Genomic DNA, 24,720 nt, shown 5'->3' on the forward strand with positions numbered 1-24,720 from the left:
GCCTCTAGAGCAACGGAAACCAGACCATGAACGGAAGCCGCATGATCGGCCAGGTGCGCGTCGTCGGCACCGGACTCCTCGGCGCGAGCGTCGGCCTCGGGCTCCGCGCCCTCGGCGTCGACGTGATCGTGCACGACTCCTCGCCGGCGAACCTGAGCCTCGCCATCGACTACGGGGCGGGCCGCGCCGCCCGCGATACCGATAATCCACGGCTGGTTGTCGTGGCGGTGCCCCCGGATGTCACGGCGCGGGTGATCGCCGAAGAACTCGCCGCCTTCCCTGATGCCCTGGTCACCGATGTCTCGAGCGTGAAGGTGGCGGTGCTGGCCGGGGTGCGGGACTCCGGAGCCGACGTGAACCGGTATGTGGGATCGCATCCCCTTGCCGGCCGCGAGCGGGGCGGGCCGATCTCGGCTCGTGGCGACCTGTTTCTCGGACGCCCCTGGGTCATCACCCCGCACGACGGGATGCCGGCCGCGCAGGTGGGGGTCATCGAAGACCTCGTGCTGGACCTCGGCGCGGTTCCCGTGATCATGACGGCCGAGCAGCACGACACCAGTGTCGCCCTCGTCTCCCACGTCCCACAGGTCATCGCCTCCCTGCTGGCCCGGCGCCTCAGCGGGGGCACCGAATCCGCCCTCTCCCTCTCCGGGCAGGGGTTGCGTGACACCACCCGCATCGCCTCGAGCGATGCCGAGCTGTGGGTGCAGATTCTCGGAGCGAACGCTGCCGCGGTCACGGCAGTGCTGCGGGAGTACCGCGCCGACCTCGATCGAGCCATCGACACCCTCGACGCCCCACAGCTGCCCGGCGCCCGTCGCGCCCTCGCGGAGCTTCTCGCCGGCGGCAACACCGGGGTGGCCCGCATCCCCGGAAAACACGGCCAGGATCGCCGCTTCAACCAGATCATCGTCATGGTCGATGACAAGCCGGGTGAGTTGGCTCGCCTGCTGACAGAGATTGGAGACATCGGAGTGAACATGGAAGACCTGAGGCTGGAGCACTCGCCGGGGCAGCAGATCGGCCTCGCCGAGATCTCCGTCGTGCCCGAAGCCGAGTCCGGACTCGTCGCCGACCTCGAGGCGCGCGGCTGGCGCATCGCCCAGGTGAGCGCGTGAGCGCCCGTTCGGTGAGCGGTGGGCGGGTGGTCGTCGCCGTCGATGGTCCGGCCGGAAGCGGCAAGTCGAGCGTGAGCCGGGCATCCGCTCGGGCCCTCGGTTTCGACTACCAGGACAGCGGCGCCGCCTATCGGGCGCTCGCGTGGTTCGCGCTCGAGAACGGCGTCGACACCGCGGATGCCGACGCCGTGATCGCCTCGCTGCCCGCGTTCGCCTACGAGATCGGCATCGATCCCGACGACTATTTCGTGCGGGTCGGGGGAGTGGATGTCACGGACGCTATCCGTGACCCCCGCATCTCTGCAGTGGTGAGCCAGGTCGCGCGGGTTCCCGTGGTGCGTGCCTACCTCGTGGACCTGTTCCGAGGGGTCATTGATCGCAGCGAACGGCCCGGCATCATCACCGAGGGACGCGACATCACGACCGTGGTCTGCCCGGACGCCGATGTGCGGATACTGCTCACGGCTTCTGAAGAAGCTAGAATGGCGAGGCGTTCCGCTGAGTTACCCACGGAGTCGGCTGCGGCCGTTGCCGAAAAGCTCAGTTCTCGAGATGCCCAGGACTCCCGGGTTGTCGACTTCATGAACGCCGCCGAGGGTGTGACCACCCTCGATTCAACAGATCTCGACTTCGACCAGACCGTGCAGGCGGTAGTGGCCCTCGTGGCTCCGCTGGTCGAGTAGGGCCGCTGAAGCACATTTTTGTTGGTCGAGTAGGCCGTCCACGGCCGTATCGAGACCCACTCCAAAGGAAACCCCCATGCCAGACAACAACGACCAAGAGCACGACGAATACGGCGATCTCGACCCGAAGCTGAGCGAGAAGCTCGCGGTGCTCGATGAGTCCGACGCGCTCATGCGGGCCAATGCGCTGCGTGCGGGCCTCGAGGATTACGACCTCGATGAGGAAGACCGCGACATCCTCGACTCCGCGTCGGATGATCCGGATGCCGTCACCTACCTCCCGGCGCTTCCGGTGCTCGCGATCGTCGGCCGCCCCAACGTGGGCAAGTCGGCGCTCGTCAACCGCATCCTCGGCCGTCGTGAGGCGGTCGTTCAGGACACCCCGGGCGTCACCCGCGACCGCGTGACCTACAAGGGCGAGTGGGCCGGACGCAAGTTCACCCTCGTCGACACCGGCGGCTGGGAGCCGGATGCCAAGGGCATCAACGCCTCCGTCGCCGCCCAGGCAGAGATCGCGATCGACCTCGCCGATGCCGTGCTGTTCGTCGTCGACGCCACCGTCGGGGCCACCAGCACCGACGAACACGTCGTGCGCATGCTGCGTTCCACCAGCAAGCCCGTGATCCTCGCCGCCAACAAGGTGGATGACGCGCGCCAGGAGCCGGAGGCCGCCGGTCTCTGGAGCCTCGGCCTCGGCGAACCGTGGCCGGTCTCCGCGCTTCACGGTCGTGGGGTCGCCGACCTGCTCGATCACGTGCTCACCATCCTTCCCGAGGTCTCGGCCGTCGCGAAGGAAGAGGTCGGCGGACCCCGCCGCGTCGCCATCCTCGGCCGCCCGAACGTCGGCAAGTCGAGCCTGCTCAACAAGGCCGTCGGCGAAGAGCGGGTCGTGGTCAACGAGCTCGCCGGAACCACGCGCGACCCGGTCGACGAGCAGGTCGAGCTCGGCGGCAAGGTGTGGCGCTTCGTCGATACCGCGGGCATCCGTCGGCGCATGAATCTGGCCCAGGGAGCCGACTTCTACGCCTCGCTGCGTACCAGCGCCGCCCTCGAGAAGGCGGAAGTGGCCGTCGTCGTGCTCGACGTGAGCGACGTGATCAGCGAGCAGGACGTGCGCATCATCGACCTCGTGCTCGAGTCCGGTCGCGCCCTGGTGCTCGCCTTCAACAAGTGGGACCTGATGGATGACGACCGCCGCCGCTACCTCGAGCGCGAGATCGAGCAGGACCTCGCGCACGTGGCCTGGGCCCCGCGCGTCAACATCTCCGCGAAGACCGGTCGTCACCTCGAGAAGCTGGTTCCCGCGCTCGAACTCGCGCTCGCCTCGTGGGACACCCGCATCCCCACCGGAAAGTTCAACGCTCTCGTCGCCGAGCTCGCGGCCGAGCATCCGCACCCGGTTCGTGGCGGCAAGCAGCCGCGCATCCTCTTCGGAACCCAGGCCGCGACGCGCCCGCCGACGTTCGTGCTGTTCACCACCGGATTCCTCGACCCCGGCTATCGTCGCTTCATCACGCGCCGCCTGCGCGAGATCTTCGGCTTCGAGGGCAGCCCGATCAACGTGAACATGCGGGTGCGCGAGCGCCGCAAGCGCACGTAGCGCCGCAGCCCCGCCGGTCGAGTAGGAGCGCCCCTGCTGGTCGAGTAGGAGCGCTAGCGACGTGTCGAGACCCGCTGTGCCGGTCGACTACAAGGACCAGCGACGTGGGCCCACACGACGCAGTCCGAACGATCCCGTTTTTGGATCGGGCGGCGGCTTCGTGGGGAGCGAGACCCACGGTAGTGCAGACTTAACCCGTGTCCGACCGCCCCCCGCCCCTCCCGCCGGGCTACATCCGCGACCCCGGTGACGCCTGGGTCTACGGCCCAGATGGCGCAAAATTCTGGGGGCGCTTCGGCGCCGCGGGCCTCTTGGTGTGGCATCCGTCGCTCGGAATCCTGCTCCAGCACCGCGTCGGCTGGAGCCACTTCGGCGGCACCTGGGGCCTCCCGGGCGGCGCCCGCAAGCAGGGCGAGAGCGCTGTTGACGGCGCGCTGCGCGAGGCCGCCGAGGAGGCGACCGTGCCGGCGGAGCTGCTGCGCATCATCCACACCTCCGTTCTCGACCTCGGCTACTGGTCGTACACGACCGTTGTGGCCGAGGCACTCGAGGTCTTCGAGCCGGTGATCGCGGATGCCGAAAGCGCCGAGCTGCGCTGGGTGCCGGTGATCGAGGTCGACGACCTGCCCCTCCACCCGGGCTTCGGGGCAGCCTGGTCCGACCTCCGGCTCCTGCTGGTCAACTAGGTCGCCCACCCTGCTGGTCGAGTAGGGAGCGCCAGCGACCTGGGCCCACACGACGCAGTCCGAACGATCCCGTTTTTGGATCGGGCGGCGGCTTCGTGGGGAGCGAGACCCCCACCCTGCTGGTCGAGTGGGGAGCGAGACCCGTCCACGTAAACTCCCCTCATGCCCACCCTCCTCGCCGCCTGCGTCGTGAGCGCGCTCCGCCCCGATGCCGGCACGGTCGGTATCACCGCGATCGACAAGCGCCCCACGACCGGCCCGATCAGGGTCGGCCGCCTCGGCCTCCGCGCCGACGTGCAGGCTGATCGCAAGAACCACGGCGGCGATGAAAAAGCCATCTACGCCTATGCGCAAGAGGATGCCGACTTCTGGACCACAGAGCTCGGCCGGGACCTCCCGTCCGGCTGGTTCGGCGAGAACCTGCGCGTCGCAGGCCTCGACGTCTCGAACGCCCGCGTCGGCGACCGCTGGCGCATCGGCGACACCGTCGAGCTCGAGGTCACCATGCCGCGCTCACCCTGCGCCACCTTCGCCCGCTGGGTCGGGGGAGAGGATGAGCGGGGCTGGGTCAAGCGCTTCGCCACCGAGGGTCGCCTCGGAGCGTACCTTCGCGTCATCAACACCGGTCCGATTGCGGCCGGGGACGAGATCGAAGTGCTCGCGTCGCCAGCCGATGCCCCGACCATCCTCGAAGTCTTTCGCTCCTGAGCCGTGGCCCGTTCGAGCGGCCGCCCCTGTCGCGCTAGTATGGACAGGTTGTCTTCGACAGGTTCGCCTTCGATCGACATCGGGCTGTAGCGCAGCTTGGTAGCGCACCTGACTGGGGGTCAGGGGGTCGCAGGTTCAAATCCTGTCAGCCCGACTAAAGGTCTGTTCTAAGAACTGTTCTAAGAACTGCCTGAAAGTGAAACGCTCCTGAGGATTCTCGGGAGCGTTTCGTCGTTTCTGGCTCGGTCGCCGGTGTGAATCTGACTGTGGGAGCACCGATTGGTGCGTTGGTGCGTTAACTGACGAACGCGCCCTTTTTTGGGCGCGTTGGATTCTTCGGTCTGCGGTGGTGGGTGCCCGACGGCGGAGTGAGAAAACGTGCGCTCCCTAGGTTCGGAGCGGTGATTCCAGCTCGCCGCGTTCTTGGATGTCCAGGATTGAATCGCGTGCGGTGGTCTTCGTGTAGAGGTTGTCCCAGACTCGGTCTCGGCGTCTGACGATAGGGTCCGCGCGAACGCGGTCTGGCTCAGCTTCGGCTTCGACTTCATCGCGCAGGAACTTCGCGATGGTGCGCAGGTTGAAGTTGAGGATCATGACTGTCACCAAGATCTGCCCGGCGGCGAATCCCCGAACCCTGCGGCGTCCGGAGGAGGCGACAAGCTCCTTGCCTTCGTCCTTGAAGCCGCTGTGCAGAGACTCGATCGATTGGCGGGCGTGGTCGTGGAACTCGTCCCATTCCTCGCTCATGAAGGGGAAGGCTTGCTTCTGCCGCAGGGTGTCTTCCTTGGTGAATGACACGGAATGTTGCTTGCAGATGCGGTCAAGAAACTCGGGAATATCTGCCTGGTCGACGCCGGGGCGTTCCACGTTGGCGGCCTTCTTCGAGAGCTCGCGGAGCGGGCAGGTGACGGTGGGGCTGTCCCCGAGTGCCGGGCAGCGCAGCGGTTGTTTGCCGGACGCGTCGGGGCGCTCTTTCGCGTGGAGTTCGAAGGCGCGACGCTCGGCAATTCTCGCGAGATAGGTCTGCACGTCGATGATTCCGTCGTGTTTGTCTTTCGTCGCGGTCTTCAGGGCGGCGGGGGTGCCGGGGCAGTACACACTGCCCTCGATGAACTCGGCTCCGCCTTTGCCGCCTTGGACGCCGAGCCTGTCGACTCGATATTCCGTGGACGGTGTGAATCCCAGCTCGGAAGTGGGTTGATGAAGTCTGTCGACGGTGGCGTTTGCGAAGTACTGTTTGTCGGCATCGATGATGCGGGGCTCAAGCCCCGTCTTCAGCGCGAATTTCATCAGGTTGACGGCCTCTTCGGACACCCCGACATTCGGCAGGCTCATCGACAGGGCGAGAGCGAGTTTCGGAAACCGTTTGACACCGCCAGGTTCCGAGTCGACCCGCACCATGGTGTTGAGGGTCCACGCCCACACCAGAGCAGGACCGGTTCCGCGCTTCCCTGGGCTCGTCGGGTCATTCATCCCTGGTTTGAGATCGAGGCGGGCGTCATCGTCGTGTTTTGCGTACCAGCCGGCGAAGATATCGACCGGTCCGGGGCTGAGCTTTTCGACTGTTCGTGTGGATTCCTGGTGAATGCGATTTCCCAACGTTTTCTTCGAGTAGCCCTTTTTGTTGGGCGGCGAGATTGAGCTCTGGTCGATTGAGGCATCGATCTTCTTGCTTGCGCGGCGAAGTCGGCGCGGCTGCTCGTTGTAGGTCATCAGCAGGAGCGCGTTTGTGAATTCGTCCAGCCGAAGCTTCATCACCCTCTCGTGTTCCTCGTCATGGGCTGCGAGTACTTCGCCTACCTGCGTGTAGGTGAGTGCCGAGTGGCGCTTCATCGGAAACGGATCGATCAGGTCACTGATGCGATGGAAGGCGTTGTTGGTGTTCTTCTCCCAGCGTTGCCGTTCTTTGCGGGCATCCAGTCGGTTTCGGCCTGGTTCGGGCAGGTCAAGCATGGCCCGTCCCGCTGGGCTGATCCTGGTTTGGAATGTCACGGACAGTCCGCGCAAAAATAGGGAAGAGAACTCTTGCTCGAGCAGAATCAAGCCGACGAGGATGGCGTGAGCAGAGATGATTCGTGGGCGTCCGCCTTGGCTGTAATCGGGGCGGTCTTCCGCCTCCCACTTTGTGAGAAGTTCCAGGGCTCCGGATTTCTTCACCCTGTCTGAGGCGGCTTTCACCTGATCGTCTTCGAACATGAGATCCGCGCGGCCGGCCCGGTCGACTTCGAGGAGCGAGAATCCGCCGAATTTCTCCGAGTCGTATTCCTCGACGTTGTCGACGCAGTCGATGTCGGTCGCCATGATCAGACCGCCTCTTCGCCGGTGATGCGGGCGATGTGGGGGTCGAGACGATGCGTCTTGGCGTATTTCAGGTACGGCTGCAGAGACTGGGCAGAAGTGAACCCGGTGATTTCCAGCAGCACGCCGAGCGGCAGTCCCGCATCGATCTGGGAGACGACCCAGCCGGAGTGCAGCCTGGCTGCGGACGGGCGGGGCGAGCACGGGTTGTCGCAAAGGAATCGTTGGAGCTCGTGCGGTGGGTACTCCTCCAGCCGGTATGCCTGAAACAGATGCCCATCGAAGCGGGTACCGACGCTCTGGGTCAAGGTGCGCACCCAGTTCGCACGAACCGGAACGCGCCGCGGCCGCTCACCAGCGACGTTCACGACCGCGCGGGCGCCCACCAGTTCAACATCTTCGACCTGGACTGCCATGAGTTCCAGGGCAGTCAGGCCTGCACCTCCGGCGAGGCTGAGGAGCGCCCGCGCATTCTGTCGTTTCAGGGCAGTGGTGAGGGTGTTGGCCCACGAGTAGAGAGTCGCTTGCTCCGTTGCGGAGTAAGGGCGCACGCGCCCGCCATGAGGGGGAGTGGGCAGCCGGTGGATGTAATTGGCGGTGAGCGCCTCCGCGGTCGCGGCCAGCTGCCGGGCGGTGTCGAACCGGTACACGTCCGAGTGCTTCGCGAGACGCTCGGATAGGTAGCGGCGGATGAGCGCGTCGCTGAACACACGACCGGCGGTCAGCTCGCACCCTTTAACTGTCCACACCCAAGCGACGTAGAGGGCGGTCATTGTCATTGACCGGCGGGCGTTGGAGTGGGTGCGAGGCTTCATGCTGATCACGCACTCGATGACAAATGGTCGAACCACATCCCATGCCGTGGTTGGACGGTTCGGAGAGTAGCCGGAGAGAATCCGCCACAGATGATCTGGCAGCTGCCGGTCGATTTCTCGGAGAGCCTGAACTGCGGCGACGGAGTCGGGAAGGTTGTCGTTGAGTCGGTGAATTTTTTGCACGAAGAGTATGTGTGCGGCTCATTTCGGGCCTCACCCAGCCCTCCGCTGACTGTCGGACTCCACCGCCTCGACATTCTTCGTTTCCCCAGATCAGCGGCCGTTACGAGTTTCTCGAGGAGGTTTCGAGACCGGTTGCATCAGGTATGAAGGGCACCAGTTTGTCGAGAGCGGCATAATTTCTCAGCCCGGAGATGCGCAGCAGCTCGACAGCAGGCATTCCCTCGGCCAGATGTTGGAGCAGCCAGGTGGTTCGCATTCGGGATGGACGCACATCAAGGTGAGTGCGCGACCGGGTGAGGAAGTCGGTGACCTGTCCCGGAGAAGTTCCGGTGCGCCCGGGTCGGAACAACCAACAGTCGTCGTCCATGTCGCTCACGACGGTGAGCAGGGTGGGGACCCATTCGTGACGGAATGGCACAACACGGGGCCGGTCACTCCACACAACGACCGTCGCCGTCGCAGAGCCGACGAAGCGCTCGTCGGTGTTGGTGCTGATATCGCTGACCCGCACGTCGAGAAGTTCGCGTGTGGCCAGCCCCGCGCCGAAGCCGAGGCAGAGCAGGGCCAGCGCACTGCGGCTCCGGGCGGGAGTGCCCTGGGCGTTCGCCCACGAAAAGAGTTCCACGATCTCTGTCTTCGGATACGCGGCCGTCGGGATGGAGCGGGGAATCGGGCGGTGGCGGCCACCGGCGTCTGCCGGATTGAGGATCTCGGTCATCCTCCACAGCGTCGAACGCAACGTCGCCCGGCTACCTCGGGCCGCGCCCGGCATACCCAGGTGCACGAACTGCTCCACGAGCGAATTGCGGAACACTCGTTCCCGTTCCAGAGGTACACCTCGTGCCTGCCAGGCCCACAACACCATCGGGGTCGCCGCGGCGAACAGGTCCCTTTCGCTTCGCCCACAGCCCGCCGCGCTGTCGCGGACTGCCGCTTCAACAAACGGGCCCAGTGTCAGCCAATAGGGCAGCGCCACAATGGGCAGATAGGCGGGCCTGGCAGGGTCGGTTCCTGTCACAGTGCGCTCCGAGCGAGCCGGATGCGCGTGACCTCAGCGCTCGTTCGTTGAGTCCAACAGGCACCGCGAACATCCAGGTCAACAAGCACGATCAACGGTGCGCCCAGTCGGCACTCGCGGAGAAAGACCAGATCCAGGTCCTGCCCGTCCCTGCGCATCATGACCGAGCCTCCGGTGAAGGCCGGTTCCCGGCGGACGAGGCGTCTGTCGAGGTCGATCACGTATCTGGTGCCGGTTCGAGTCGTGATCCGAAATCTCCCAGCGAAGTCGTCTTCTAGTGCGTCAACCAAGGCTCCTCCGAATAGCGATCATCACTCCACCAGCCCTAACTCGGCCCTGATCCCACGCTAAGCACTGACGTTCCCGCTATGTCGCCGAGTCATTGACAAATACCAGCGCACCAAAGGGTGCAGAGCCGAATTCCCCCGCGCATGTGTCTGTGGGAGCCGCGATCGACGTGGCCTCCAGAAGGGCACCTCATGCACGAATACCCCACCCCGGCAGAGCTCCATCAGCGTGTCCTGGCACTCTGGCCGGCTGATTCGGAATGGGATGCGCGCTCGTCGCTTCTGCGCTCAATCGAAGCCGCGGTCGTCACGGGTGTCGCCGAACTTCGTCCGTCAGGCGGTCGTCGCGCCGCGAACTGGATCACGACTTTGCATCGGCATGAGCAGTTCTGGCGCGACCAGGAGCGCAGCCCTCGGGAAAAGACCCGCAACGCTTCCACGCTCCCGGACGGGGAACGGTGGCTGGGGGAGTGGAGCCGGTACCAGCGCCGCTCCACTCTATTGGTCCGTTATCAGGTAATCAGGCTCGACGTATCACCGAGCTTCTCCTGGGATCCGCAGCAGTCCGCTTGGATCGCCAACTACGAGGCCTGCAGCCGGCACAAGAGGATGAACGGATCTCTGCCGCGGCTGACTTCGGCGGATCGCGATCAGTTCGTGCTTGCCCGATGGTTCGACCGGCAACTGGGACAGTTGCGGGCAGGCGCCCTGCCGCACCGCCGAGCTCGGTTGCTTCGTGAGTTGCTTGCGGATCGAAGCCAGACGCAGTTCCGTGAGCGCTGACCGATTAGACCGACTCTTCGACAAGGAGTTCTCGTTCGATTGGCAGCCTGCGGATCGCTGGATACCGTCGACTATGGTCAAGAATCATCCGTCCGACGGATACGACAAGCTCCCGCCAGAGCGCGGCGCGTATCGGGTCGAGACAATCTCGGGCACCGTGCACATCATCGAACGTGCTGGCCGCATCACGTGGAAGCGTCTCCCCGGTCGAGGAAGCATGACCGCCGCTCATGACAACCGCACGGTTCCCCTGAGCGAACTTGGCCCGGGGTGGGAAGTGGGAAAGCAGGGCTACCTCGTCGTCGCTGATGAGACGTATCTGACGGGCAATACCTGGCATCTCACCGGGATCATCGTGTCTATCACGGCCGAGGGTCGGTCGTAGCTGGAGGGACTACCGTGGCCATTGATGTGAAGCAGCGGCTACCTCCCAGGCGACAAGGGTGCCCACTGTATCGGTGATGATCAGGGGTTTCGGCGTCTATAGCTCTCGAACCTTCTGTCAAGATGGGGAAAATCGGGCCGAGCCTGTATCGCCGCGGGTGCTACCCGTTTGCCTTGCCAAGTCCATAGGTGTAGCTACCATCCGACCAATTCATGTTCGCGTGGAAGGTGTAGCCGGACTGGGTCCCGTCGCCGTTGTCCTTGTTTGCCGCGAAGCATTCGAACACCGAGGTCAACTGAGTGAGATCGCTCGTCGATCCCGATCCAACAGGCGAACACTTCACGGAAAGGATCGGGCCGACAAGCAGCTTGTCAGTGACGTCCTTCTCAGCCAGTGTCTTCACGCTGGCCTCGATCGCGGTCACCTCTGCGGCACGAGTCGTTCGCTCTGCATCATCCTTCACCCGTTGGGCCTCGGCCGCGGCGTCTGCGGCGTTTTTCTTCTCTGCGGCAGCGAGTCGTTCGGCTGTGTGGATCTTGGCGATCTTTGCTGCAGCTACCTGACGGTCGCCGGCCCCCTTCAGAGCAAGACCACCTGCGAGCAGCCCGAGAATGATCACCACTGCCGCGCCCACAATGAGTGCTCGCTTGCGGCGCTGAGCGGTCCATTTCGTTCGCGGCACAGGTGCGGTCGATTTGCTTGTCGCCGTGGCGTCTCCCTCCTCCCAGGGCAGATCCGTCCAATGCGACCCGTCCCAATACCGTTGACGGCCGTCGGGAGTGGGATACCACCCGGCCGGGGTCTTCGGCGGTGCAGGGTCGCTGTGTGTCAGTTCATTGGGGATCTGCGGTTCGATCACCTGTTCGGCGTCTGGCTGGTTGGGCGGTTCGATTGTCGGGTCCTTTGGCATTGTGTGTCCTTCGTTCACGGTTTGCTGCGGCAGTTTGGCCGTCAGGGAAGGCGCCCCGCCCCGAAGCGGAACGGGGCGCGGGACGTTTCTAGCTGGCCGCAAGCGTCCAGTTTCCGTCGGCGCCGACTACGATCACGGACGGACCGCTGCTCAGGGGGACCGTGCCGGAGTAGACGCCAATCTCGTTGATGAGCAGGCCGAAGTGAAGCGCCTTGTTCGTCTCTTCCGTGACGGTGAAGTTGCTCGATCCGTCGTGTGTGGCGGCGAGTTTGCCGGCCGGGCCCGAGTAGAGGAAGACGCCGTCGCCGATGCCGGTAGCAGCGAGGGCCGGGGCGGTAGACACGGGGCTGATCGAGATTGTCCAGTTGCCGTCGGCGGTCACTTGAATAGTCGTTCCCGTACCGAGCGCAGTGAAGCCGTACGCGGTGGTGCCCTTGTAGGCGCCGATGGTGTTCACCAGGAGCTGACCCGTAGAGGCGTTGGACGCGTCCAGAACTGACAGGGAGAAGTTGCTGCTGCCGTCATGGGTGGCTGTGACGATTGCCGCCTTCGCTCCGGTCGGCAAGGTGACGATGTTGTCACCCTTGCCGGTCTGCGTGACAGGGGCGAAAGTGCCGAAGGCCGAGTCCGCCCATGATTGAACAGTTTCAACTGGCTTCTTGGCGGTCGCCGGGGTCTTTTCCGTGGAGGGAGCGCTGCTCGTGGCCGGATCAACGGCCGAAGTCGGAACCGTCGCATTGTGTCCGCTCGACACGCTGGAGATGATGATGGAGAGCACTACCAGCGCACCGGTGACGATCCAGGCAATCTTCTTACTCTGGTCGTAGCCGGCTAGCTTCCGTCCCTGCTTGTCTCGCTGCGCACCGGCGAGAACCAGGATCAGGTCGACCAGCACCCAGATGCCGAATCCGCCGAAGGTGATCAGCTTCAGGATGCCGGTGCCTACCTTGCCGAGGTAGAAGCGGTCGACGGCGAAGAATCCGAGGAACAGGGCGAACAGCCAGGTGACGAGGAAGGATTTCTGAGATGTAGTTCCCGAGATGGTTGGCGTCGGGAGCTGCGGTGCATTTTGCTCCGGTTGGCCGTCGGCGGGGGCGGGAATCGTGGTGCTGTCGGTCATGCGATGCTCCTGTTTTGGTGAAGGTGAGGGTGAAGGGTGAAGGGTGAAATTGCCTATTGGACGTGGGCGGGAATGACTCGTAATTACCGAGCATCCTGGGTTTGCCGTATGGACATGTGAGGTTCCGTCTCGTTAGCCTCTCGAATACTAGGGTGGTCTGACCGGTCCGTATATGCCTCGTTCGGGGCGGAGAGCGCGAGCAGGTGGCGAATGGAGCTGAAGCCGCCGTCCGCCACCTGCCTGCGCCTCGAACCTCGGGTGAACGGGGCGCAGTGCCACGGTAGGGGCCGTCACAGTCCAGACGGAAAGAAGCGGCGATAACAGGGGTTATCAAGCAAACTCGGTAAACGACGGTGGCATGTTCTAGCCTGAACTCACCCGACGATGAGAGGAGCTCGAATGCCGGCGACCGAATCCGCTCTGCTGATGACGATGTCCGACATCGCCGCGCTCGCTCGCGTCCGGCGCCCGGTCGTGACTGTCTGGCGCACTCGTGCCGCGCGCAACGGCATCCCGTTTCCTGCTCCCGTGTTTCGAGAGCGTGGGCAGGAGTTCTTCGATGCCGGCCAGGTCGGGTCCTGGCTTGCCGAAACCGGGCGGGGCAACAACCCGGAGGCGGCAGCGGATGCCGCAGCGCACGCCGCCCCACCCCGCAGCGTCCCCGCCGAGGGCGACACTTTCTCGGCGGTGACGGCACTTCTCACCCTGCGCAGCCTGATCGGCGGCCCGCTCAGCGCACTGTCCCCAGACGAGCTACTAGACGCGGCCGACGAACTCGATCCCGATGACGACCTGCTGTACCGCGAGGTGGAGAGCGCGGGCGGCGCCCGCGAGTCACTCGCGCGGTATGTCGACGAGCTGGTGGAAGCGGCCTACACGGAGGCCGCAGCATTCGAGACTCTGATGGCCGACCGGTCCCGGGCCGACCGGCGCGACATCGACGACACCGTCCTCAGCGGTTCAGCGATCGATCTGATGTCGCGAACCGCGACGGTCCTTGCGGCGACCCTGCCCGGAGACCCCGTGGTCGTCGATGTCACGGGAAGCGTCGGAGACGTGCTCATCGCGATCGCGAAAGATGAGAACGCCGCTCGCGATCTGACCGTTTGTACCGCGGGCGGCGACGGCGAGACTGCTCGACTCGCACGCCGCCGCTTGGCGGTTCACCGCATCCCGCGCACGACCATTGACGTTTACACCGATGGGGCCTTCGTCGTGACGGGCAACGTCGTTCACGTCGCCGTGTTCCCACCATCGAGCAACGTCCTGATGGATGCAGCGAGCACGCTCTCTGCCATCGACCACATCGTGTTGCAGATGGACCCGGCCCAGCTGGCGGTGGTGATGGCTCCCTCCGTCGTGCTGAGCGACGCGAATCTGGAGCGTGAGGCCGACCAGGTGCGTTCCGCCCTGTTGCGTTCAGGGCGGGTGCGAGCGATCGTGCGCCTTCCGATCGGCCTGCGCCCCCGCAAACCACAGCAGGCCCACACCATTTGGGTACTCGGGGACGCGTACGCGCGGGTGGAACTCGCCGAACGGTGGACGATGGTCGCCGACCTGAGCGCACTTCCGCTCGATCAGGGTGCGATCGACGACCTCGTGGGGGACCTTGCCGCCGCCCTCGGCGACCTCGCCACCGTGCGAGCGCATGCCTTCCGTTTCGCGCGCCTTGTGCTCACCCGCACCCTGCTCGCCAGCCGAGACTCGCTCGTAGCCGGAGCACGAACTGCCACCCGACCGCCCCCGCGCGGGGGCGCCGCTCTCGCCGTGCGCATCGATCAGCTGGTCAGCACACTGAGCAGCGAATCGAATAACGCCGGGCTTCCTCGACTCACCGTTGAGCACGCGACGCCTGCAAACGAGGCGACGATGTCGAGCGTGGAGCAACTGATCGCTGCCGGGCATCTCCGGTATATTCCGGGCAACCGACTCGACCCCGACGATGTCATCGAGGGGATGACGGATGCCGCCGGCATCCGCATCATCGGCCCGGCCGAGGTGCTTGGCGAGCATCCGCTCGGGCGCCGCCGCATCGATCGACTCCGTTTCGCAGCCGGATACCCGGCCGGTCGCGTGACCGAACCCGGCGATGTGGTCTTCTGCACGACACCGCGCCCCGCCGCGATCGTCGACACGGAGGGCACTTCGGTGGTTACCTACCCGGCGCGAATCCTGCGGGTCAACCCGAGCGATCCCGGCGGCCTGCTCGCAGAGGTAGTCGCCGTGGATGTCCTGTCGCTGGCATCCACCCACAAAGAATGGAGGAGGTGGCTGCTGCGCCAGACCAGGCACCGGCAGCGCGCCGCGCTCTCCGACGCGCTCGCCTCGATACGGTTGCAACAGGAAAGGGCTCGCGAACGACTCGCACGACTCGACGAACTCACCTCCCTGCTCATAACCGGCGTCTCCGCCGGGACCGTGACGCTCACCCACACGTCAGATCTGCCCGCCCCACCGGAAGGAACCACCTAGTGCCACCCAAGACGAAGGTCGCCCCCGCCCCCTCGACCATGAAGGAGCTCAAGGACACCCTCTGGAAGGCCGCCGACAAGCTCCGCGGATCCATGGATGCCTCGCAATACAAGGACGTGATCCTCGGCCTGGTGTTTCTCAAGTACGTGTCCGACGCCTTCGACGAGCGGCGCGAGCAGATCCGCACCGAACTCGAATCCGACGGCCTCAACGAAAACCAGATCGGTCAACTCATCGACGACGTCGATGAGTACACCGGCCGCGGCGTCTTCTGGGTGGGAGCCCGCGCACGCTGGCGGTACCTTGCCGAAAATGCGAAGGGGCTGCCCGGCGACGCAGGGGAAGCCCCGAAGTCGATCGGCCTGCTCATCGACGAGGCAATGGACCTGATCTCCGCCGACAACCCCACCCTCGCCGGATCCCTCCCACGCATCTACAACCGCGACAACATCGACCAACGCCGCCTCGGCGAACTGCTCGACCTGCTCAACTCGGCCCGCTTCACCGGACACGGAGCCACCAAGGCACGCGACATCCTCGGCGAGGTGTACGAGTACTTCCTGGAGAAATTCGCGCAAGCCGAAGGCAAGCGCGGGGGTGAGTTTTACACCCCGGCCGGCGTCGTTCGGGTGCTCGTCGAGGTGCTGGAACCCACGCACGGCCGCGTGTACGACCCGTGCTGCGGATCCGGCGGCATGTTCGTTCAGACCGAGAAGTTCCTCGAAGCGCACCACAAAGAGGGCTCGAACATTTCCGTCTACGGCCAGGAACTCAACGAACGCACCTGGCGGATGGCGAAGATGAACCTCGCCATCCACGGCCTGAACGGAAACCTCGCCACCCGGTGGGGCGACACCTTCGCCCGCGACCAGCACCCCGACCTGCAGGCCGACTACATCCTCGCCAACCCACCCTTCAACATCAAAGACTGGGCCCGCAGCGAAAGCGACCCCCGCTGGAAATACGGGGTGCCCCCGGCCGGCAACGCGAACTACGCGTGGATCCAGCACATCATCTCCAAGCTCGCCCCCGGCGGCAGCGCCGGCGTGGTCATGGCAAACGGTTCGATGTCGTCGAACTCCGGAGGCGAGGGCGAGATCCGTGCCCAACTCGTCGAGGCCGACCTCGTCTCCTGCATGATCGCACTACCGACGCAGCTGTTCCGCAGCACCGGAATCCCGGTCTGCACCTGGTTCTTCGCCAAAGACAAGACCGCCGGCGAGCACGGCAGCATCGACCGCACCGGGCAGGTCTTGTTCATCGACGCCCGCAACCTCGGCCACATGATCGACCGCGCCGAGCGCGCCCTCTCCGACGACGACATCGCCAAGATCGCCGCCACCTACCACGCATGGCGCGGCACAAAGTCAGCGACGGACGCTGCACTCGCCTACGCCGACGAACCCGGGTTTGCCTACTCCGCATCCCTCGCCGAAATCAAGACGGCCGACTACGCACTCACCCCCGGCCGCTACGTCGGTGCCGCCGACGTCGAGGATGACGGCGAGCCCATCGAGGAAAAGATCACGCTCCTGACTGCGGAGCTCCTCGCTCAGTTCGAGGAGTCGGAGCGACTGGCGGCGATTGTACGTGAGCAGCTTGTGAGGGTCTCGTGAACGATTGGCCGATAGTCGATCTGGGCGCAATCGTCAACGTCACCGATTACGTGGCAAATGGAAGTTTTGAATCACTCCGGCTGAATGTCTCGTATTCTGATACGCCGGAATTCGCGGTTCTTGTACGGCTCGTGGATCACAATAGCGGGTGGTCGGGCCCCTTGAAATACGTGAACAAGCACTCCTATGAGTTCCTCAAAAAATCCTCTCTCGCGGCCGGGGACGTGGTGGTTGCAAACGTCGGGGCAAACGCCGGTACCGTATTTCGGGCTCCTGATCTGGGAATGCCGATGACACTCGGGCCAAATTCAGTATTGTGCCGCCCGCGCAACTCGCTTGAGTATGACCGCGAATTTATGTACTACTTCTTGTCGGCGCCTGCTGGCCAATCTCTCGTTGGGAGCGTTATCAGTGGTAGCGCTCAGCCCAAGTTCAACAAGACTGGCTTGCGAAAGTTGCCGGTTCCAGTGCCTCCGATCGCGCAGCAGCGAGCGATCGCGGAGGTGCTGGGCGCGCTCGACGACAAGATCGCCGCCAACAACAAACTGATCAATACGGCCGATGCATTGTGTGCCGCGCTGACGAGGAGCGCACTTGACTCTCAGGCGAGCCAATCACTTTCCTCGATAGCCGTTCTTACAATGGGTACCTCGCCGGCCGGGACAACCTTCAACGAGGAAGGCCACGGCAGCGTCTTCTACCAAGGAGTCCGCGACTTCGGCGTTAGGTTTCCTCGCCGCCGGGTATGGACTACGAGTCCGCTTAGATTCGCAGAGACCGGCGACTGTCTTCTCAGTGTTCGTGCTCCGGTGGGGCAGTTAAACCTGGCCAGCGAGAAGACATGCATCGGACGCGGCCTTGCATCAGCGCGATCCCGCGACAGCAGACCGAAAACCCTCTTCCACCTTCTCCGAGACGCGCCTGAGATATGGGCTCAGTATGAAGCAGAGGGAACAATATTCGGCTCCATCAACAAAATGCAGCTCGAATTGATCGAAGTTCCGACGATCGTTGCGGATCGCGCAGATCATCTAGAAGTGCAATTGGCTGCGCTTGAGGCGAGCATTGCGTCCGCTCTTGGCGAAATCGAGCTACTGATGGGCACCCGCGACGCGCTCTTGCCGCAGCTCATGTCCGGCAAGCTTCGGGTGAAGGACGCGGAGAAGGTACTGGAGGGGGTGCTCTGATGGCCGGTTTCTCGGAGGCAGAGTGGGAGCAGGTCGCCCTCGAGTTGCTCGCCGAACCGCTGGGCTGGCAGCCGAAGGCGGGTGAGCAGATCGCGCCGGGCAGCGGGGAGCGGGACAGTTGGGATGAGCTGCTCATCCGCCCGCGGTTGCTCGAAGCGCTTCGGCGGCTCAACCCGACCGTTCCAGCGGAGTACCTTCAGCAGGCCCTCGCCGAGGTCGCGTCGCCGAAGTCGCAGGATGCGATCACCGAGAACCATCGCATCCATGACTACCTGGTCGATGGGTTCCGGCTCAGCTACATCGGCGACGATGGCACCGAGGTGAATCCGAGCATCCGTCTGGTCAGCGCCGAACCGTCGGAGAACGACTGGCTCACGGTGAACCAAGTCACACTCATCCGCGGCGACTACAAGCGGCGCTTCGACTTGGTGTTGTACTGCAACGGCATGCCCGTGAGCATTGTGGAGCTGAAGAAGGCGGGAAGTGCGGTGGCGGATGTCGCGGCCGCGCACGCGCAGTTGCAGACGTATCTGCGTGAGTTTCCGATGGCGTTCCGGTTCTGCGTGTTCACTCTCGCGAGCGACGGGATCCTCGCGAAGTACGGCACACCGTTCACGCCGCTCAATCACTTCTCCCCGTGGAACGTCGACGACGGCGGTGTCCCGGTGAAGCCCGGTGACACGAACGACTGGGATGCGACCACCGGCATGGAGATCGCACTCCTCGGTCTGTACAACCAGGAACGGTTCCTGCAGTTGTTGCGCTCCTTCGTCGCCTTCGATGAGGGCTCGGACGGTCTGGCCAAGCGGATCGCCAAGCCGCATCAGTACTTCGCGGTCAACAAGGCGGTGGGCAGCACGGTGCAGGCGGTGGAGAGCAATGGCAAGGCCGGGGTGGTGTGGCATACGCAGGGCTCGGGTAAGTCGATGGAGATGGAGTTGTACACCAACCTGGTGTCGCGGCATCCGAAGTTGAAGAACCCCACCGTTTTAGTGATCACCGACCGCAACGAACTCGACGGGCAACTCTACGAGACCTTCAATCAGAGCCTGCTTTTGCCGGAGAAGCCGCGGCAGATTCGGCGGCGCAGCGAGCTGCGGGACGAGTTGACTAACCGCACGACCGGCGGTATCTACTTCACGACGTTGCAGAAGTTCGGTCGCAGCGACGCGGAGAAGGACTCGGGTGCGGAGCATCCGTTGCTCTCCGACCGGCGCAACATCATCGTGGTTGTGGACGAGGCGCACCGCAGCCATTATGACGACCTCGACGGTTACGCCCGGCACCTGCGCGACGCCCTGCCGCATGCCACCCTCATCGCGTTCACCGGCACCCCGATCTCGTTCGACGACCGCAACACGCAAGACGTGTTCGGCCCCTACATCGACATCTACGACCTGTCCCGGGCCGTCGATGACGGAGCGACCGTGCCGGTCTACTTCGAACCACGCCTTATCAAGGTCGGTCTCGCTGCGGATGTCACGGAGGACACCCTGGATGAGGCGGCGGACGAAGCCACCGTGGGGCTGGATGACACGGAGCGGGCACGCATCGAAGCATCCGTCGCCGTCGTCAACGCTGTATACGGTGCACCGGAACGCATCGCCGCCCTCGCTCAGGATCTGGTGACTCATTGGGAGAACCGGAGCAGGCTGATGACGAAGTTCATCGACGCGCCGGGCAAGGCGATGATCGTGGGTGGGACGCGGGAGATCTGCGCGAACCTGTACACGGCGATCATTGCGTTGAAGCCGGAGTGGCATTCCGATGATCTCGACAAGGGTGTCATCAAGGTGGTCTATTCGGGTTCCGCGTCGGATGTGCCGCCGGTCGCAGATCATGTGCGCCGGGACTCGGCGAACGCGGTGATCAAGGAGCGGTTGAAGAACGTCGACGATGAGTTGCAGCTGGTGATCGTGAAAGACATGATGCTCACCGGCTACGATTCGCCGCCGTTGCACACCCTGTACCTCGACCGGCCGTTGAAGGGTGCGTTGCTGATGCAGACGCTCGCGCGGGTGAACCGCACCTTCCGCGGCAAGGAGGACGGGCTGCTCGTCGCCTACGCGCCGCTTGCCGACAACCTGGCCAAGGCGCTCAGGGAGTACACGAAGACCGACCAGGACCGCAAGCCCATGGGCCGCGACGTCGACGACGCGATCGCGTTGACCGTGTCGCTGGTCGACACGTTGCGCGGGATGCTCGCCGGCTACGACTGGCGGGCGGTACTCGCCAAGGGCGGTCCGAAACGGTACCTCAACGCGGTGACCAGTTCGGTCAACTACCTGCGGGATGCGGCCAATCCCGGCAACCAGGTTCCGGAGGGCGAGGAGACTCTCGCGGCGGAGTACCGCCGGTACTCGGGTCAACTGTCTCGGGCCTGGGCGCTCAGCTCCGGTGCCGGGTCGCCGGAACTTGAGGCACGCCGGCCGGAAATCCAGATCTACGAAGAGATACGGGTCTGGATGGCCAAGTACGACGCGTCCGACCGGCAAGCCCGCGGAGAGCCGGTACCGGAAGACATCCAGCGTCTGCTCGGCCAGCTGATCGCATCCGCCACCGCCTCGGGCGATGTGCTCGACATTTACGAGGCGGCCGGCATGCCGAAACCGTCGCTGGATGACCTCAGTCCGGAGTTCATCGCGAAGACGCAGCAGGCCCGCAACCCACAGCTCGCCATCGAAGCGTTGCGGAAGCTCCTCACCGAGGAGTCCGTGCGGACGACCCGCAACAACCTGGTGCGCCAGCGTGCCTTCTCCGAACGCATCACCGAGCTGATGAACAAGTACACGAACCAGCAGCTCACCTCCGCCGAAGTGATCGCCGAACTTGTTGCCCTGGCCCGGGAGGTTGCTGCGGAGGCGAACCGGGGGAACAGCTTTGTGCCGCCCCTGAACCACGACGAGCTCGCGTTCTACGACGCCGTGGCGCAGAACGAGTCCGCTGTCGAGGTGCAGGGCGAGGGCGTGCTCGCGGAGATCGCGCGCGAACTCGTCGAGGTGATGCGCCGCGACGTCCGCACCGACTGGACCGTCCGCGACGACGTGCGAGCGAAACTGCGGTCCTCGATCAAGCGACTGCTCGTGAAGTACGGGTACCCGCCGGACAAGCAGCCGGGGGCGATCAAGCTCGTGATGGAGCAGATGGAGTCGATGGCGCCGCGGTACTCGGAAGAGCGGGTGGCATGACGATGGAAACCCACTCGTGAAGCTCCTTTATGCGGCAAGGAAGTCCTATTCGGGAAATGATGACGTCGCGCGCCGGTCCTCGGAGTGGTTGCGGTGGGCGGAAGCATATTCCATCTCAATCGACCCCTTTCAGCGTCCGCTGGAGATACCCGTCGACCGATCATTCAGGACCGAAGAGTTGAAACCGTTCCTGGAAGACCGAGATCCCTTCCGGCCGTGATTCGAGGTCCGAACATCGAATTCCCGGGAGGGGCGTGGAGGCAGTTCGGCCAGTGGTCGTCGACGAAGTACGGGTCCGATGGGACTTCGACGACCCAAGGCGACTCTTGCATGGAACATGCCCCATGGTCGGGGTCCGACCTGGAGCAGATCCGGGTGGTGTCACCAGCCTCCGTAGATGGGTCCGTCGGTGGTCGCCGCTATTGTCGGCCCTACCCGAAGATGAGAAAACACATGCATAGGAATGCAAGATGAGTAGCGCCAAGAAGCCACCAGTCGACAATCCAATTCAGTCCTCAAAAGAGGACGTGCTTGGGCGCGCCGTAGTCGCGCAAGATTTTGCCCGTTCCATTCGCGACCTCGACGCATCCCAAGGCATCGTGGTCGGAGTGCTTGGGGCATGGGGGCATGGGAAATCTTCTTTCGTCAACCTGATGAAGGAGGAGTTCTCGTCGGATCCTGAGTTCCCCGTTGTTGAGTTCAACCCTTGGCTGTTCTCTGGTTCTCAACAACTCACAGATGTCTTCTTCCGCGAGATCTCAGCGGAGCTTCGCATAAAGAACGGGTCGAAGTTCGCGGCGATCGCCGAAGGTCTCGACAAGTACGGCGATGTCCTCAGCCCCGTTGCGATGATCCCGTGGTTCGGCGCTTGGTGGGATCGCGCATTCAAGGCCAGCAGAGCAGCGGCTACATGGTGGAGCAACCGTAAAAAAGGTAGCCGTCCATTCCGCGAGGAGATCACTGAAGCGCTCCTAAAGCTCGAGCAGCCGATCGTCGTGGTGATCGACGATATCGATCGTCTCGCCACTTCAGAGATACGCGACATCTTCAAACTCGTGAGACTCACGGCAAGCTTTCCGAACATCATCTACATCCTCGCTTTCGATCGTCGTCGCGTTGAGAAGGCGCTCAGCGAAGATGGTGTCCCCGGACGGGACTACCTAGAGAAAATTGTCCAGCTGAGCTTCGACCTTCCGGCGATCCCAGGCGAACTGCTGCGCTCCGAGGTCTTCGCCAAGCTGGACCCGATCCTCGAGGGCCTCACCGATCTGCGTTTCAAGCAGCAGGACTGGTCGGACATCTATTTCGAGATCGTTGAGCCGCTTATAGGTAGTCTGCGAGACGTCACCCGACTCACGATTTCTGCGCGAACGACGATTCAGGCACTCGGCAGTCAGATTGAAACCGTCGACCTCATCGCACTCGAAGCTATCCGCGTCTTCCGGCCCGAGATTTTCGAAGAGCTGCAGAAGATCCGTTCCACGCTCACGGGCGTGTCTGATTCCTTCGGAAACCTGGACACCACGCGCCAGCAGGGCGAGATTGAACACCTGCTCGAGGTCGCCGGAGACGACGCGGAGCTCGTCCGTCATCTCATCCGCCGGGTGTTCCCAGCCGCACGTCGTTTCACCGAGAAAACCAGCTATGGGCAAGACTTCGTCGCGATCTGGAAGCGGGAACATCGCCTCGCTCACATCTCGTACCTCGACCTCTACCTTGGACGTACCGCGCCGAACGACCTCATCACTTTCAGCCTGGCTGAGAAGGCATACACCTACTTCGCTGACGCGGAAGCTCTGGGCGAATTCCTGGATGCCATCCCTCCAGAGCAACTCGAGGATGTTATTTCCGGGCTAGAGGCGTTCCAGAACGAGTACCCGCTGGAGACAGTTGTGCCTGCCTCAATCGCGCTTCTGAATCGGATCCACAAGATTCCCGAGCGCGCGCACCGTGGGATGTTCGACATCATGCGTCCCGACCTGGTCGTCGGTCGAGTGGTGTTGCGGTTGTTGCGCCGCATCGAAGACGACGCTGAGCGGGAGCGCGCGGTGCGCGCAATCCTCCCGCACTTGGTGTCGTACTCGACACAGCGTGACTTCCTTCAAACCGTTGGCTATCAAGACGGCGCCGGCCACAAGCTCGTGCCCGAAAATGTGGCGTCGGAACTCGAGACTGAGTTCGCAGCACGTGTTCAAGGGCAGGAGTCGTCGGTACTAGATACGGAGTGGGATTTACTCCGGGTCTACTGGCAGGTCGCCGAGGCCGCTGGCGAGGATTATGTCCCTCCAGCGCTCACCAAGCCCGACGAGATCCGAGCGCTGGTCCGGGCAGCTCGATCCGTAGCCAGGTCTCAGTCGTTCGACTCACGCACAGTGCGTGAGGAGGAACACCTCGCGTGGGACGCGCTGGTCCGCGTGGCGGGAGGCGAGGACAACCTTCTCGCGGCAATCGAACGGCTCCGCGAAGCCGATGGCGATACCCCCCTCATCCATCTCGCCGATCGGTACGCCAGCGGATGGCGCCCGAAGGATTTCTAGCTCAACCCTGTCGGAGGCTCTATGGTGAAACGCCGATCTGAGTACCGCACGCGACAACACCGGTCGGGCACCCAGCTCATCCTTGAGAGACCGCGGATGCTACGACCGCGGGCAAGTGTTGCCAAAGTTCTGGCATGTAGGGGGAGCGCTCGCGAAGTCGGAGCGAGTCGGTGAACGACTGGTTGAAGGGCTTGCCCTCCACCAGGCGATGGAGCACGGCCTTCCAAATGCCAGGCGTGACTACGCCTTCGTAGGTGTGCGTCGCGGTCTTCGTCCGCGCCGGCCCCATCGACTTGCGTCTTGGTGGCAGGCGAGAACGACGAGATTACTAGCACCTAATGATTCGAGGCCGAGTTCGGTGTGTTCGAACCAGCCTCGGCGCCCGAACGGGCCGATGCGGCTCCTGTCGGAGTGCCCATGAGTGGAAAGTACTACCGTCCCGGTTTGGATCGAGAGCTCACTTCGCAGATGCCCGAGGTCTTCGATTCGAATTACCCGGTGAGCAACGCCCGGCTGACGGCGCTCAGCGTTGGTCGCCCTTCCTGCCTGGCCCGACTCCGTGCACGCGTCAGGGATGGTCACCGCGACCGGTACCCCGATCTTGGAAAGTCACCCCACAACGGAACCCTCAGGCACGCACGTGCGCCGAATTGGCGAGACAAACGTCGTGTTCGCCTGCGGAACTGTCGTTCCAAGCTTCGATGGCTGGCGAACGAAGGAACCCGAACGGAATTACCTCGACCTTGACGGCAAGTGGAAATTTGCCTTCGATCCGGATACCAACGGGTTGCGAGATGGCTGGCTGGCCTCAGACTTCGATGACCGAGCGTGGGGCACCATTGCGGTTCCATCGGCCTGGGATCTCGCACCGCTATTGCCCGCCAGATCGGCAATGCCGTTCCAGTGCCGTTGGGGTCTGCCATCGCTCGGGTCATAGCCCATGCTTTGACGGCCTGAGAGACGCGGGTTTTTCCGGCGCATGTGCGTGTCGCCCATGAATTGATGTTTCCATCCATTCGAACCTTGAAGGAACAACGAAATAATCAGAGTCGGAGCTCGGCCTGAACTGAGCCCCCGCTGTCAGCACACGCCACTCGCCCCCCGATCCCAGAACAGCTGATAGCTC

The 24,720-nt window shown here is 63.8% G+C and carries 18 protein-coding genes and 1 tRNA gene; 14 read left to right on the forward strand and 5 right to left on the reverse strand.

Annotation, left to right across the window (positions count from 1 at the left end; translation table 11 throughout):
• Positions 1-26 precede the first annotated feature (26 nt).
• From ABIB54_RS09705 to ABIB54_RS09730, 6 genes are all read left to right on the forward strand, one after another.
• Positions 27-1,118, forward strand: a complete 1,092-nt coding sequence (locus ABIB54_RS09705; protein ID WP_354575321.1) for a prephenate dehydrogenase — start codon at positions 27-29, stop codon at positions 1,116-1,118.
• On the forward strand, positions 1,115-1,801 hold the full coding sequence (gene cmk / locus ABIB54_RS09710) for a (d)CMP kinase (protein WP_354575322.1): 687 nt from the start codon (positions 1,115-1,117) through the stop codon (positions 1,799-1,801). Before ABIB54_RS09705 ends, cmk begins: the two co-directional genes overlap by 4 nt.
• A gap of 76 nt (positions 1,802-1,877) precedes the next feature.
• Positions 1,878-3,401: a ribosome biogenesis GTPase Der gene (der, locus tag ABIB54_RS09715; RefSeq protein ID WP_354575323.1), complete on the forward strand. Its 1,524-nt coding sequence runs from the start codon at positions 1,878-1,880 to the stop codon at positions 3,399-3,401.
• Between the two features lie 197 nt (positions 3,402-3,598).
• Entirely contained in the window at positions 3,599-4,087 is a 489-nt protein-coding gene (locus tag ABIB54_RS09720) for an NUDIX hydrolase (protein WP_354575324.1), read from the forward strand.
• A 162-nt stretch (positions 4,088-4,249) separates the two neighbouring features.
• On the forward strand, positions 4,250-4,795 hold the full coding sequence (locus ABIB54_RS09725) for an MOSC domain-containing protein (protein WP_354575325.1): 546 nt from the start codon (positions 4,250-4,252) through the stop codon (positions 4,793-4,795).
• A gap of 80 nt (positions 4,796-4,875) precedes the next feature.
• A tRNA-Pro gene (locus ABIB54_RS09730) sits at positions 4,876-4,949 on the forward strand.
• Positions 4,950-5,182: 233 nt separating this feature from the next.
• Here the strand turns inward: ABIB54_RS09730 and ABIB54_RS09735 are convergent.
• From ABIB54_RS09735 to ABIB54_RS09745, 3 genes are all read right to left on the reverse strand, one after another.
• Entirely contained in the window at positions 5,183-6,991 is a 1,809-nt protein-coding gene (locus ABIB54_RS09735; RefSeq protein WP_354575326.1) for a hypothetical protein, read from the reverse strand.
• Between the two features lie 107 nt (positions 6,992-7,098).
• Complete coding sequence (locus ABIB54_RS09740; RefSeq protein ID WP_354575327.1) at positions 7,099-7,866, reverse strand: hypothetical protein; 768 nt, start codon at positions 7,864-7,866, stop codon at positions 7,099-7,101.
• 325 nt (positions 7,867-8,191) lie between these two features.
• A complete protein-coding gene (locus ABIB54_RS09745) occupies positions 8,192-8,809 on the reverse strand; it encodes a site-specific integrase (RefSeq protein WP_354575328.1) in 618 nt (205 codons plus the stop codon).
• Between the two features lie 779 nt (positions 8,810-9,588).
• Here ABIB54_RS09745 and ABIB54_RS09750 point away from each other — a divergent pair.
• Positions 9,589-10,179 (forward strand): hypothetical protein, encoded by a 591-nt coding sequence (locus ABIB54_RS09750; RefSeq protein WP_354575329.1) that lies wholly within the window; start codon positions 9,589-9,591, stop codon positions 10,177-10,179.
• Positions 10,180-10,252: 73 nt separating this feature from the next.
• Positions 10,253-10,564, forward strand: coding sequence for a hypothetical protein (locus ABIB54_RS09755; RefSeq protein ID WP_354575330.1), 312 nt, complete (start codon positions 10,253-10,255; stop codon positions 10,562-10,564).
• A 160-nt stretch (positions 10,565-10,724) separates the two neighbouring features.
• Here ABIB54_RS09755 and ABIB54_RS09760 read toward each other — a convergent pair whose 3' ends face one another.
• The gene (locus ABIB54_RS09760; protein ID WP_354575363.1) at positions 10,725-11,186 is read right to left on the reverse strand and encodes a hypothetical protein; all 462 of its coding nucleotides are present in this window, start codon (positions 11,184-11,186) and stop codon (positions 10,725-10,727) included.
• A gap of 376 nt (positions 11,187-11,562) precedes the next feature.
• The gene (locus tag ABIB54_RS09770) at positions 11,563-12,594 is read right to left on the reverse strand and encodes a TM2 domain-containing protein (RefSeq protein WP_354575331.1); all 1,032 of its coding nucleotides are present in this window, start codon (positions 12,592-12,594) and stop codon (positions 11,563-11,565) included.
• A 399-nt stretch (positions 12,595-12,993) separates the two neighbouring features.
• Here ABIB54_RS09770 and ABIB54_RS09775 point away from each other — a divergent pair, with 399 nt between their 5' ends.
• The 6 genes from ABIB54_RS09775 (at position 12,994) to ABIB54_RS09800 (ending at position 24,531) form a co-directional block, all read left to right on the forward strand.
• Complete coding sequence (locus ABIB54_RS09775; protein ID WP_354575332.1) at positions 12,994-15,066, forward strand: hypothetical protein; 2,073 nt, start codon at positions 12,994-12,996, stop codon at positions 15,064-15,066.
• Positions 15,066-16,682: a class I SAM-dependent DNA methyltransferase gene (locus ABIB54_RS09780; protein ID WP_354575333.1), complete on the forward strand. Its 1,617-nt coding sequence runs from the start codon at positions 15,066-15,068 to the stop codon at positions 16,680-16,682. The genes ABIB54_RS09775 and ABIB54_RS09780 overlap by 1 nt, the downstream gene beginning before the upstream one ends.
• Entirely contained in the window at positions 16,679-17,869 is a 1,191-nt protein-coding gene (locus ABIB54_RS09785) for a restriction endonuclease subunit S (RefSeq protein ID WP_354575334.1), read from the forward strand. Before ABIB54_RS09780 ends, ABIB54_RS09785 begins: the two co-directional genes overlap by 4 nt.
• Entirely contained in the window at positions 17,869-21,057 is a 3,189-nt protein-coding gene (locus ABIB54_RS09790) for a type I restriction endonuclease subunit R (RefSeq protein ID WP_354575335.1), read from the forward strand. Before ABIB54_RS09785 ends, ABIB54_RS09790 begins: the two co-directional genes overlap by 1 nt.
• A 470-nt stretch (positions 21,058-21,527) precedes the next feature.
• Complete coding sequence (locus ABIB54_RS09795) at positions 21,528-23,594, forward strand: KAP family P-loop NTPase fold protein (RefSeq protein WP_354575336.1); 2,067 nt, start codon at positions 21,528-21,530, stop codon at positions 23,592-23,594.
• Positions 23,595-24,168: 574 nt separating this feature from the next.
• Positions 24,169-24,531 (forward strand): hypothetical protein, encoded by a 363-nt coding sequence (locus ABIB54_RS09800; protein ID WP_354575337.1) that lies wholly within the window; start codon positions 24,169-24,171, stop codon positions 24,529-24,531.
• Positions 24,532-24,720 lie beyond the last annotated feature (189 nt).

Origin of the sequence: Frigoribacterium sp. UYMn621 (assembly GCF_040549525.1) — a bacterium.
GTDB lineage: Bacteria > Actinomycetota > Actinomycetes > Actinomycetales > Microbacteriaceae > Lacisediminihabitans.

Coding starts and splice junctions, on each gene's coding strand:
- ABIB54_RS09705 (WP_354575321.1), top strand. CDS start 27: ATGAACGGAAGCCGCATGATCGGCCAGGTGCGCGTCGTCGGCACCGGA.
- der (WP_354575323.1), top strand. CDS start 1,878: ATGCCAGACAACAACGACCAAGAGCACGACGAATACGGCGATCTCGAC.
- ABIB54_RS09725 (WP_354575325.1), top strand. CDS start 4,250: ATGCCCACCCTCCTCGCCGCCTGCGTCGTGAGCGCGCTCCGCCCCGAT.
- ABIB54_RS09735 (WP_354575326.1), bottom strand. CDS start 6,991: ATGTTCGAAGACGATCAGGTGAAAGCCGCCTCAGACAGGGTGAAGAAA.
- ABIB54_RS09740 (WP_354575327.1), bottom strand. CDS start 7,866: ATGACCGCCCTCTACGTCGCTTGGGTGTGGACAGTTAAAGGGTGCGAG.
- ABIB54_RS09745 (WP_354575328.1), bottom strand. CDS start 8,809: ATGACCGAGATCCTCAATCCGGCAGACGCCGGTGGCCGCCACCGCCCG.
- ABIB54_RS09750 (WP_354575329.1), top strand. CDS start 9,589: ATGCACGAATACCCCACCCCGGCAGAGCTCCATCAGCGTGTCCTGGCA.
- ABIB54_RS09755 (WP_354575330.1), top strand. CDS start 10,253: ATGGTCAAGAATCATCCGTCCGACGGATACGACAAGCTCCCGCCAGAG.
- ABIB54_RS09770 (WP_354575331.1), bottom strand. CDS start 12,594: ATGACCGACAGCACCACGATTCCCGCCCCCGCCGACGGCCAACCGGAG.
- ABIB54_RS09775 (WP_354575332.1), top strand. CDS start 12,994: ATGCCGGCGACCGAATCCGCTCTGCTGATGACGATGTCCGACATCGCC.
- ABIB54_RS09790 (WP_354575335.1), top strand. CDS start 17,869: ATGGCCGGTTTCTCGGAGGCAGAGTGGGAGCAGGTCGCCCTCGAGTTG.
- ABIB54_RS09795 (WP_354575336.1), top strand. CDS start 21,528: ATGAGTAGCGCCAAGAAGCCACCAGTCGACAATCCAATTCAGTCCTCA.
- ABIB54_RS09800 (WP_354575337.1), top strand. CDS start 24,169: ATGGTCACCGCGACCGGTACCCCGATCTTGGAAAGTCACCCCACAACG.